Annotated in this window: 9 protein-coding genes; 1 reads left to right on the top strand and 8 read right to left on the bottom strand. The window is 67.6% G+C overall.

Features of this window, described 5'->3' with window-relative positions; genetic code table 11:
- Positions 1 to 93 precede the first annotated feature (93 nt).
- Complete coding sequence (locus R5O87_RS15530; protein WP_410556262.1) at positions 94 to 1,050, top strand: D-2-hydroxyacid dehydrogenase family protein; 957 nt, start codon at positions 94 to 96, stop codon at positions 1,048 to 1,050.
- An 83-nt stretch (positions 1,051 to 1,133) separates the two neighbouring features.
- On the opposite strand, the gene R5O87_RS15525 is transcribed toward R5O87_RS15530, so the two are convergent.
- The 8 genes from R5O87_RS15525 to R5O87_RS15490 all read right to left on the bottom strand — a co-directional run bounded on the left by R5O87_RS15525 (position 1,134) and on the right by R5O87_RS15490 (position 11,311).
- Positions 1,134 to 2,744: an HNH endonuclease signature motif containing protein gene (locus R5O87_RS15525; RefSeq protein ID WP_410556260.1), complete on the bottom strand. Its 1,611-nt coding sequence runs from the start codon at positions 2,742 to 2,744 to the stop codon at positions 1,134 to 1,136.
- A gap of 74 nt (positions 2,745 to 2,818) precedes the next feature.
- Entirely contained in the window at positions 2,819 to 5,500 is a 2,682-nt protein-coding gene (locus R5O87_RS15520) for a PEP/pyruvate-binding domain-containing protein (RefSeq protein WP_410556259.1), read from the bottom strand.
- A 141-nt stretch (positions 5,501 to 5,641) separates the two neighbouring features.
- Positions 5,642 to 6,064, bottom strand: coding sequence for a heat shock protein transcriptional repressor HspR (locus R5O87_RS15515; protein ID WP_410556258.1), 423 nt, complete (start codon positions 6,062 to 6,064; stop codon positions 5,642 to 5,644).
- A 15-nt stretch (positions 6,065 to 6,079) separates the two neighbouring features.
- A complete protein-coding gene (locus tag R5O87_RS15510) occupies positions 6,080 to 7,057 on the bottom strand; it encodes a DnaJ C-terminal domain-containing protein (protein WP_410556257.1) in 978 nt (325 codons plus the stop codon).
- Positions 7,058 to 7,399: 342 nt separating this feature from the next.
- Positions 7,400 to 8,059, bottom strand: a complete 660-nt coding sequence (locus R5O87_RS15505) for a nucleotide exchange factor GrpE (protein ID WP_410556256.1) — start codon at positions 8,057 to 8,059, stop codon at positions 7,400 to 7,402.
- Between the two features lie 2 nt (positions 8,060 to 8,061).
- Positions 8,062 to 9,927, bottom strand: coding sequence for a molecular chaperone DnaK (gene dnaK / locus R5O87_RS15500; protein ID WP_410556255.1), 1,866 nt, complete (start codon positions 9,925 to 9,927; stop codon positions 8,062 to 8,064).
- 236 nt (positions 9,928 to 10,163) lie between these two features.
- The gene (locus R5O87_RS15495; RefSeq protein WP_410556254.1) at positions 10,164 to 10,499 is read right to left on the bottom strand and encodes a hypothetical protein; all 336 of its coding nucleotides are present in this window, start codon (positions 10,497 to 10,499) and stop codon (positions 10,164 to 10,166) included.
- Positions 10,500 to 10,588: 89 nt separating this feature from the next.
- Positions 10,589 to 11,311 (bottom strand): TetR/AcrR family transcriptional regulator, encoded by a 723-nt coding sequence (locus tag R5O87_RS15490; RefSeq protein ID WP_410556253.1) that lies wholly within the window; start codon positions 11,309 to 11,311, stop codon positions 10,589 to 10,591.
- Positions 11,312 to 11,424: the final 113 nt, after the last annotated feature.

The following is an 11,424-nucleotide window of genomic DNA, read 5'->3' as shown; positions in this document are numbered from 1 at the left end:
TCCGGCAGGTTCCTACCTCTTTCATTTAAGCGCAGGTCTCATTCAGCGCAGGTCTCATTAAGCGCAGGTCTCATTTCACGGCAGAAGGACAGCATGCAGCAGCTCGCGATTCTCGACGACTACCAGGGCGTGGCCCACAGCTTTGCCGACTGGAGCTCCCTCGAACAGCGCGGCGTCGCCGTCACCGTGTTCAACCGGCACCTCGCCACTGAAGCGGAGGTTGTGGAAACGCTGCGGGATGCCAGCATCGTCATTGCCATGCGGGAACGGACACCGTTTCCGGAAAGCGTCCTCGAAAAGCTGCCCCGGCTGCAACTGCTGGTCACCACCGGCGCCGCCAATGCCTCGATCGATGTGGGGGCAGCATCACGGCTGGGGATCACCGTCTGCGGAACGGGCGGCTCCCCCACGGCCGCGCCCGAACTGACGTGGGCGCTGCTGCTGGCATTCGCCCGGAACCTGACGCAGGAGGAAGCCGCACTTCGCGACGGACGGTGGCAGACCGGCGTCGGCTTCGAACTGTCCGGCAAGACCCTCGGGATTGTGGGGCTCGGGAAGATCGGGACGCGGATGGCCGGCTACGGCCGGGCCTTCGGAATGCAGGTGCTGGCCTGGAGCCAGAACCTCACCGAGGAGGCCGCTGCGGCGGCCGGCGCCCGGAAGGTGGACAAGGAAGAACTGTTCCGGGAGTCCGACGTCGTGTCCCTGCATCTGCGGCTGTCGCCGCGTTCGGCAGGAATAGTCGGTGAACGCGAACTGCGCCTCCTCGGCCCGGACGGCGTGCTGGTGAATACCGCGCGCGGTCCCTTGGTGGACCAGCAGGCACTGCTCACGGCGCTGCATGAGGGCTGGATCCGCGGGGCGGCGCTGGACGTGTTCGACCAGGAACCGCTCCCGGCCGGCCATCCCCTCCTCAATGCTCCGCGGACCCTGCTGGCCCCGCATCTGGGATACGTGACCGACGCCAGCTACCGGGCCTTCTTCGGTGGCGCACTCGAGGACGTCACGGCGTGGCTGGACGGCTCCCCGGTCCGGGTGCTGACGCCGTAGAAAGCTGGCGCCGGGCAGCTGCTGACCAGGCAGGGCTTGCTGAAAGCCGCTGGTAGATAGCCAGCAGAATCCGCAGCACTTGCCTAGGCTGCGGCGGGCGGAGGCCACTCGGGCCATTCACGGACAGGATCGAGCGGCAGGGGCGGGCCAAGGTCCTCGGCCATGTGCGGCTCGAAGCTATATGGCCCGGAGTTGCCCGGGTCAAAGTTCTCCGGCCCATGATTACCGGGGTCAAAACTGTCCGGCCAGGTGGGTGGTTCCCAGTCCTGGTGTTCGGCCGGGTAGTGACGCCCGGTGGGTGAGATCCAGCCTGGCGGGTGATCCTGGGTGGCGCCGACGGGTCTCCATGCCGTGGTGTGTTTCAGTCTGTGGTGCTTGGGGCAGGGCTGGCCGAGATTGGCGACGCCGGTGCCGCCGCCGGCGGCCCAGGCGAGGATGTGGTCGGCGTCGTTGTCGAGAGAGTGGTTGTTGCAGGCCGGGAACGTGCATTTGGCGTCGCGGAGGCGTAGCCATTGGCGCATCGGTTTGGTGACCCGGTAGCTGGTGCGTCCGATCTCCAGCGGCGCCCCGTCCCGCGGGTCGACCAGAACGCGGAAGAACGATGTTGCGCCCTTGGCAACGAGCCGGCGGGCCATGGACGGCGGGATCGGTCCGTAGCCGTCCATGGTGGCCGGTTCGTCGGTGTGGCCGAGCAGCGAGAACACCGGCACCGTGACCAGGACCTGGGCCTGCGGGGAGGGCACCTCGCCAGGCAGCCGATCACCAGGCAGCGAATCATCAGTGAGGACGGAGCCGGTTGTCACAGCACCCGCCGGTACACCGCCTGTTCCGTCTGTTCCGTCTATTGCGTCGGCCCCGTGGTTTGTTGTGAGCAGCCAGGTGGAAAAGAGATCGGTCCGGAGTTGGGTGAGGGTTCGGGTTTCGTGAGGCCCTTGGAGCGCACGCGCGGCGGCTGTGGCGCGGTTCCAGATCCCGGTGGCCTGGTCCGCGGGCAGGTACGCCGAGAACCAGGCCATGCCGTTCCTGTCCGGCCGGAATTCCAGGCGCCGGTCCTTGACGCTCTTGACGTGCCGTTTTTCGATGCTGTCCTGGTGGCGCCGTTCCCGCCAGTACCGGGCCTTCGCACGGAACCTCGCCGGTGCCAGCTCCCCGGCAAAGCAGCCGCGCGCCGCGTTGGGAGCATCAGGATCCAGGAAGTGGGCCTCGAACGCTGCTGCTGCTTCCGGTGACAGCCCTTCGGTCTCATCACACATGATCCGGGCGTGCTGCCACGAAATGCGGCCCAGCTGCAGGGCGGCAAGTGTCAAGGGCCGTTCCGTGGCAAGCATGTCCGATTCAACCAGCAACCGTTCGGCAGCGCCTTCGCTAATGGTCAGCGCGCCGGCCACCTCCGCCCTCACGGCCATCTGCCGGGCGGTCAAGTCCTGCGGGCTATTAATCGGGACTGCCATCGCCGCGTCCGCCGTGACGTATCCGGTAGCAAGCTGCACCTTCACCGCCGCGAGCCGGGCCTCCATCCCGGCGACCCCGGTCAGGCCGCCCAGGAATGCAGTCGCCTGCTCCCGCAGAGGGTCAACAGTATCCGGCAACGAATCCGTACCCGGGTCAGCGGCCCTCCGAAGCTCGGCAGCCAGCGCCAAGGCAGACGCACTAATAGCCTCCAACGCCTCCGCAACAGCCGTGCCGTTCTCCATACGAAGAGCTTGCCACTGGCCTATGGGAAAAACGACGCTGCACAAGCTCTATGTGGAAAACCCACTCCGGATGCCTACGGGGCACCGGAACCGTCGAGCGTAACGGTGCCTGCGTCGCCGTCGACCTTTAACTGCTGCCCGCTGGACACCCGCTGGGTGGCCACTCCCGTACCCAGGACGGCGGGGATGCCGTATTCCCGGGCGACGATTGAGCTGTGGCTCAGCGGCCCGCCCACGTCCGTGACGACGCCGGACGCCATCGCGAACAGCGGCGTCCAGGCGGGGGTGGTCATCCGTGCCACCAGCACCTCGCCCGGCCGCATGCTGGCGAAGTCGTCGGGGCCGTGCAGCAGCCGGGCCGGCGCGCTCACCTGCCCCGAGCTCGCGCCGACCCCGGTGATGACGTCCCCGGCCTGCTGCACCGAACGCGCAGGCATCATGCTGCCGAACGCCCGCTCCATCCACCGGCTTTCGGGCAGCAGCTGCGGGGCCGCCGCTTTCCGCTGGCCGCGCCACAGCATCTTGCGCTGTTCAACGGCTTCTTCCCGCACCGGCCGGTCCGTGCCCGTGATGGCCGCGCCGGGCGTAGCAAGCCCGAAGTCGATGGCGTTGCGGAGTTCGTCGAGGCGAAGCCAGAAGATGTCGGCCGGCGCGGCGATGACGCCCGAAGCCGTCAGCCGCTCCCCCAGCTCCAGCAGCATCCGCCGCATCAGCGGCCAGGCCAGTCCGACGTCGGCCAGCGCGTCCTCACGGACGGGTGCCGCTTTCTGCGCCCAGCGCAGCAGCCTGCGGAAGACAGCGCGACGGCGGGGACCCAGCCGGGCGCTGATCAGCCGGGCCTGCTCCTCTCGCCGGTCGGCGGACCGCTGCTGGCGCTCGTGCGGATCCTTGCCCTGCCCCCGCACGAAGTACCTCAGGGTTTCCAGCAGCGCGGAAGGATCATCGGCCGGCACCGGGTTGACGAAGTCCAGGTTGTAGACGGCATGCCCGTAGCGGTCCAGGTGCCGCTGGAGGCGGGAACGCCATTCGTCCCACTGTTCCGGATCGATTTCGCCGTCCACGCCTGCGGGCGGCGTGCCGCTGCGGAGGGCTTCGCCGATGGCCGCCGCTGACCCTTCGGTGACGGCGGCGGCGAGCCGCGGCCGTTCGCGGGTCCACACCGCAAGGTCGTAAAGGGATTTTTCGGCGCGGATCGGCTCGCTGTCGTAACCGAGGAGGAACACCTCTGCCGACGGATCTCCCGGCCGGCGGACGAGCTTGTCGTAGTAGCCCCGGAGCATGATCTCGCTGGTGGCGGCGATGGGGATGATGGACTGCACGGCGGTGTAGTACGCGGCGCCGGCGTCGAGCAGCGCGGAAATGCCCTCCAGCAGTTCGGCGCCCGGGCGGTCCGCCGGAGGTTTGGCCGCCCAGAACTTCACGAGCCCCCGGTACTTCGGGTGCGAGTGGTCGCGCCAGCCCTTGATTCCCATGTGGGCCTTGCCTTGGGCCAGCGCGCGCATCGCCGTCAGCGACCTGCCCATGACCCGCCGCATTCCGGCGTTGTTGTAGTAGTAGTACGCGTAGCCGTTGACCGTGGGCAGCGAGACATCCCCGGGCCGCACCACGCTCTTGCCGAATGCCTCGTTCAGCAGGGCGTTCAGCGACTTCACCACGGAGCCGTCGAAGAGGTCTGCGAACAGGGGAGACAAGGGGTCCGGCAGCTGCTCGACGATACTGGCCCGGAAGTACATCCCGTTCGGATAAGGCAGCGGCCACTCCGTCGGGGCGTCGGCCGACGGTTCTGGCAGCGCCGTGATGGGGCGGGCCTGCAGGATGAAGAAGTCCCCTGCCGCCTCCGCCCATTCGATGTCCTGGGGCGATCCGAAGTGCTTCGCTATGGCGGTCCCCTGGCGTGCCAGCGCCGCCGCTGCCTCGTCGTCGAGCACCGGCTCCCGGCGTTTCCCCTCGGGCACCGCCTGCTCCCGGGTGCCTGTTCCGTCGTAGACCGTCATGACGTCCTTGTCGGCTGTCCGGCGCTGCCCCACGCGGCCCGTCGCGGCATCCACCACGACGTCGTCAGTGGTGACGGCCCCGCTGACCACGGTTTCGCCCAGCCCCCAGGCAGCGCTGATCACCACCTGGTCCCGGCGTCCGGTAGCGGGGTTGGCAGTGAACAGCACACCGGCGGACGCGGCGTCGACCATCTCCTGGATCACCACGGCGAGGCGGACGGCGGACGGGTCGAAGCCGTTCCGTAAGCGGTATGCCATGGCGCGCGCATTCCACAGTGACGCCCAGCAGTCGATGACGGCGGCGGCGACGGAGTCGATCCCGGAGACGTTCAGATAGGTGTCCTGCTGGCCGGCGAAGCTGGCCGAGGCGAGGTCTTCAGCGGTGGCCGAGGAGCGGACCGCCACGCGTGCTGCTGCATCCTCGCCGACCGCCGTCGCCCGTTGTCCCAGCCGCGCGTAGGCGGCGCGGAGTTCGCCGCCGATCTCCTCGGGCATGGTGCTCTCGGCGAACAGAGAGCGGATCTGCCCGGCGGCAGCGTCATAGTCCTCGTTCGAGGTGCCGGCGGGCAGGGCGGCAAGCTCAAGGATGCGGCCGGCGATCCCGTTGGCGTTGACGAAATCCTGGTACGCCGCCGTGGTGAGCACGAAACCCGGCGGCACCGGGAACCCGGCCCGGGCCAGCTCGCCGAGGTTGGCGCCCTTGCCGCCTGCCTCGTCCAGATCGTTGCGTCCCAGCTGGTCAAAGTCCCTGATGTAGGTCATGACCCTGCGTCCCTTCTGCCCGGGAGCCGGGACCGCGGCATTGCGGCTGGTGACCCCGTTCCGGCACTGCACCCTATTTTTGGCGCCGGATCCGGTTCTGGCAATGGGGTCTAGCGGTCGGCATTGGCCGGAGGCGGCTGGCTAGATGTCACCGCGCGGCCGCCACACCACCACGGCCTGCGAACGGGGACGGGGCCGCTGGCCGCGCGCCAGGCTCACCACGTCGCCGGCGGTGCCGGCGGCAAAGATCCGGGACTCCAAGGGCTCACGACGGCGGGCCAGTTCCTCTGTCAGTTCGGTCACCCGGTGCTGAAGGGCGGCAACCTGGTTTTCAAGTTCCAGGATGCGCTTGATCCCCTCGAGCGAGACGCCCTCGTGGGACAGCCGCTGCACCTCGCGGAGCCGGTTCACGTCCCGCTGGGAGTAGCGGCGGGACTTGCCGGGCGCCCGGCTGGGCGAGACGATGCCCAGCCGGTCGTACTGGCGGAGTGTCTGCGGGTGCATGTCGGCGAGCTCGGCCGCCACCGAGATGACGAAGATCGGCTGATCGAAATTGATTTCCACGGCCGACACCCGCCCCTAAAGCCGGGCCTTGGCTGCCAAGCCCTGGCGGACATCCGCGCCGGCGGTGGCGGCTGCAAATGCTTTCACGGCCTCCTCGGCCTCCTTGCTCAGGTTCTGCGGAACAGCGACGTCGATGGTCACCAGCAGGTCGCCGGTGCCCTTGGACGTCTTCACACCGCGGCCCTTGACCCGGAGGGTACGCCCCGAAGGGGTGCCGGCGGGAACGCGGACCCGGACGTGTTCGCCGTCGATCGTGGGAACCTCGATGTCGGCGCCCAAAGCAGCCTCCGGGAAGCTGACGGGCACGTGGATCCGGAGGTTGTCGCCGTCGCGCGTGTAGAAGTCATGGGGCTTGACGTTGACGGTGACCAGAAGGTCGCCGTTGCCCGCCGGGCCGTACTGGCCCTTGCCCCGGACGCGGACCTTCTGGCCGTCCTTGATGCCCGCAGGCACCCTGACGTCGATGACTTCGCCGTCCGGTTCACGCAGCCCGATGGTGGTGCCGCGGATGGACCCGGCGAAGGAGATGCTGGTGGTCGCCGTCCGGTCGGCGCCCTTCTGCGGGGCCCGCTGGAAGCCGGCCGGTCCACCCCCGAAGCCGCCGCCGAACAGGTCGGCGAACTCGGGCGGTACGCCGCCGGCGGTGCTGAACCCGCCGGAGTGCCGGCCGCCGCCGCCGGTGAACAGGCCGCCGAAGAGGTCCTCGAAGCCGCCGTTCGCGGTGCTTCCCGCGCCGTGCGGGGCAAAGCGGGCGCCGCCGCCCATGGCCCGGATGGCGTCATACTGCTGCCGCTCATCAGGATCCGACAGCACGGAGTACGCCTCGGAGATGTCCTTGAACTTCTTCTCCGCAGCAGTATCCCCGGAGTTCGTATCAGGGTGGTACTGCCGCGCGAGCTTCCGGTAAGCCTTCTTAATGTCAGCGTCGGAAGCGTCCTTGGCAACACCAAGGATCTTATAAAAGTCCTTGTCCACCCAGTCCTGGCTAGCCAATGGCGTTTCCTTTCAATCTCTTCTTGCCGAGCTCTCCGTTACCGAGCTCTCCGCGATACATGGGCCCCCGCCCCTTCGCGTGGCGGCTCAGTCCTAACGGACTTGAGCCGCCACGCTCCGGCAGGCCCGATGCCACTCCCGGGGCCCATGCATCGCTCCGAGCTTGTTGATCACTCACCTTAGGTGAGATTACCGCCTAGCGGCGGACGGATGAGGGGGCCTGGGAGTGGCATCGGGCCTATCGGAGCCGGGTGGCCGAGGATCGCAGATCCTTGGCCACCCGGCGTAGGGGCGGGGCCCCCTCGTCCGTTCGGCGCGCCGGTAGCGCCCGGTGAGCAAACGTCAGGCCGGAACTGCGACGATGACCTGTGCTGCCCGGAGGACCCGTTCGCCTGACTTGTAGCCGGAGCGGAGGACCTGGCTGACGGTGTCAACCTCGATGTCGTCGCCGGGCTGCTGGATGAGGGCCTCGTGGATGGTCGGATCGAACTCCACGCCGGTCTCATCGATGCGGGTCAGGCCGTACGTCTTCAGCGCGTTCTCCAGCTTGGTGGCGATCGCGGCGAACGGGCCGTCCGCGAGGTCACCGTGCTGGCGGGCCGCGTCGACGTCGTCCAGCACCGGGAGCAGGGAGTTCAGGACGCCGATGACGGCCATCTCCCCTGCCACGGCGCGGTCGCGTTCAACGCGCTTGCGGTAGTTGACGTACTCGGCCTGCAGGCGGAGCAGGTCATTCTTCAGCTCCGCTGCAGCGGCGGCCTCGGTACCCTGCGCCACGGACTCCTCGGCGGGCACCTCAACCTGGTTGAGGATTTCCTCAGCCTGGGCGAGGGCGTCGCCGTCGGAATCGGCTTCCGGCGAGGAGGACTGTCCGCCCTCCGGGTGCCGGGCCTCGCCGGTCACCGGGTCCACCTTGCGGTGGTCCCGGATGACCGGCTCGTCGCGCTTGCCGCTCTGGTCGTGGGAAGAGGTGTGCTCTTCTTCGTTTCCGTGATGCGGCATGGTTACTTCTTCTCTTCTTCGTCGACGATCTCAGCGTCGACGATGTCCTCGTCAGCCTTGCTCTCGCCTGCGGAAGCACCTTCAGCACCTGCAGCGCCGGTGGCGCCGTCCGGGGAACCGGCCTGGGCGTAGATGGCCTCGCCGAGCTTGGTCTGGGAAGCCTGCAGCTTCTCAAACGCGGCCTTGACGGCGGCATCGTCGGTGCCTTCGAGGGCCTTCTTGAGGGCGTCGACGTCGGCCTGGACCTCGGTCTTGACCTCTTCCGGCAGCTTGTCGCTGTTGTCGGCGATCAGCTTGTCCACGGAGTAGGCGAGCTGCTCGGCGGTGTTGCGGGTGTCGGTGGCCTCGCGGCGTGCCTTGTCCTCTGCTGCGTGCTCCTCGGCGTCCTTGACCATGCGGTCGATGTCTTCCTTGGAGAGCGCGGTGCCGCCGGTGATGGTCATGGACTGTTCCTTGCCGGTGCCCTTGTCCTTCGCGGAGACGTGCACGATGCCGTTGGCGTCGATGTCGAAGGTGACCTCGACCTGCGGGACGCCGCGCGGGGCCGGCGCGATGCCGGTCAGCTCGAACGTGCCCAGCGGCTTGTTGTCGCGGGTGAATTCACGCTCGCCCTGGAAGACCTGGATGGCCACGGACGGCTGGTTGTCGTCGGCCGTGGTGAAGGTCTCGGACCGCTTGGTGGGGATGGCGGTGTTGCGCTCGATCAGGTGCGTCATGACACCGCCCTTGGTTTCGATGCCCAGGGACAGCGGGGTGACGTCGATCAGGAGAACGTCCTTGCGCTCACCCTTCAGCACGCCGGCCTGCAGGGCTGCGCCCACGGCCACAACCTCGTCCGGGTTGACGCCCTTGTTGGGCTCCTTGCCGCCGGCCAGTTCCTTCACGAGGTCGGAGACGGCGGGCATGCGGGTGGAGCCGCCGACGAGCACGATGTGGTCGATGTCGGAAAGCTTGATGCCGGCTTCCTTGATGACGTCGTGGAACGGCTTCTTGGTGCGCTCGAGCAGGTCCTTGGTCAGGTCCTGGAACTTGGCGCGGGTCAGCTGCTCGTCCAGGTGGACCGGGCCGTCCGGGGTGACGGAGAGGTACTGGAGCGAGACGTTGGTGCTGGTGGAGGAGGAGAGTTCCTTCTTGGCCTGCTCGGCAGCTTCGCGGAGGCGCTGCAGGGCGATCTTGTCCTTGGACAGGTCGATGCCCTTGACCTTGAGCTGGTTGAGCAGGTAGTCAACGACGCGGTTGTCCCAGTCGTCGCCGCCGAGGCGGTTGTCACCGGCGGTGGCGCGCACCTGGATGGTGGAGAAGTCGTCTTCGTCCTTGCCGACTTCCAGCAGGGAGACGTCGAACGTGCCGCCACCGAGGTCGAAGACCAGGATGAGTTCGTCTTCCTTACCCTTGTCCAGGCCGTAGGCCAGTGCGGCCGCGGTGGGCTCGTTGACGATGCGCAGGACGTTCAGGCCGGCGATCTCGCCGGCTTCCTTCGTGGCCTGGCGCTCGGCGTCGTTGAAGTAGGCGGGAACGGTGATCACGGCGTCGGTGACCTTTTCGCCGAGGTAGGACTCGGCGTCGTTCTTCAGCTTCATCAGGACACGGGCGGAGATTTCCTGGGCCGTGTACTTCTTGTCATCGATGGCGACGGACCAGTCGGTGCCCATGTGGCGCTTGACCGAGGCGATGGTGCGGTCGATGTTGTTGACGGCCTGGCGCTTGGCGATTTCGCCGACCAGGACTTCGCCGGACTTGGAGAACGCAACGACCGACGGAGTGGTGCGGCCACCCTCGGCGTTGGCAATAACGGTGGGCTCGCCACCTTCGAGAACGGAGACGACGGAGTTGGTGGTTCCGAGGTCGATACCTACTGCACGTGACATGTGTTGCTTCCTTCTTTCCTTGGAAACTTGGGGTCGCCCACTTCCTTGAGCGGTCTGGACTCAACTTTACTCAGAGCCGGATTTAAGTCAACCCAAAGTTGAGTCATGTGCGCTCAACTTTGCCTTAAGCGGGCAGGCCAACTAGCAAGAACCCCCGGCTACCACGCGGGACATCCGCGGAAAACCGGGGGTTCTTCAGTAAACGGCAGCCGGATTTCGCCCAGCGTGAACTGCGCCTAGCCGCCGGAGGAGGTGCCGGCGCCGCCGTAGTCGCCCTCGGGATATTCGCCCTCCTCATCTCCGGGCAGTTCCTCGCCGACGGTTCCGGCCCGGCCGTAGTCACCCTGCGGATACTCGCCTTCCTCCGCCTCGGCGGCAGGCTCGACCGTTCCCGCGTCACCATAGTCCCCCGCCTGGTATTCACCTTCGGGCTCGGCGGCAGATTCCTGCCCGGCTACGCCGGCGTCGCCGTAATCACCCTCGACGTACTGGCCGCGGTCTCCTTCGAGTGCCGGATTTCTGGAGCTGTTGTGCGTCTTGCCCGCGTTGCCGGACTCAGTGTTTTCGGTCATCGGTTGATCACTCCTTCAAAAGGACTGGGCGCACCTGGACCGGGCGCAGTGGCAGTCTACTCAGCCGGCGCGGGAGGCAACAGGGCCGGCTACAGCCCGGCGAGGTCCGCCAGAACGGCGACGTGGTGCTCGAACAGCTCATCCGGCGCGGAAAAGGTGCCGGCACCGTACTGCCCGAACACCTCAAAACTGACGGCTCCAAACAGCGACGTCCAGACGAGCGTGCCGCGGGCCAGCAGGGCGTCCGGGACATCCACCTGCAGCTCACGCCGGATTGTTTCAAGGTCGGCGGCCAGGGGCGCCGGCACCGCAGAAATCCCGCGCTCGGCAAGGCGGCCGGCCCGGTATGCGGCGTCCAGAATCCGCACCAGCCCGATGACCACCCTCGTCCCGGGTGCCGTGGTCCGCTCGGCCGGGGCCTGGTAACCCGGCACCGGGCTGCCGAACAGGAGGCCGTAGCGCGCCGGCTCGCGGAGGGCCCACCCCCGGACAGCGCCGGCCAGCGCTGCGAACCGGCCCCTGAAGTCGTCCGCCGGGACGGACTCGACGGCGGCATCCACAGCATCGCCCAGGTCGTTGTACGCGTCCACGAGCAGGAGGGTCAACAGCTCGTCGCGGCTCCCGACGTACCGGTAGACGGCAGAAGAGACCACTCCGAGGTCACGGGCGACGGCGCGCAGCGACAGTGCGGCTGCCCCGTGTTGGGCCAGGTGCTGCCGGCCCAGCCGGATGATGTCGGCAATGGTCTGCGCCCGGGCACGTTCACGCGGCGTACGGAGTTCCCCGTTGGCGGTCTCAGAGGTGGCTGGCATCAGCCCAGCATGGCATGGATCAGAGCAGTGTCAACAAATGAGAGCAGCGCTCTTGACTTTCTTGGCTATGCGCAGCATTCTTGTTTCGAGAGCAGTGCTCTCAAAGCACGCCG

Origin of the sequence: Arthrobacter globiformis (assembly GCF_046536215.2) — a bacterium.
Lineage (GTDB): Bacteria > Actinomycetota > Actinomycetes > Actinomycetales > Micrococcaceae > Arthrobacter > Arthrobacter globiformis_E.
Note: the sequence above shows the minus strand (reverse complement) of the source record. Positions and strands in the feature narration are given on the sequence as shown.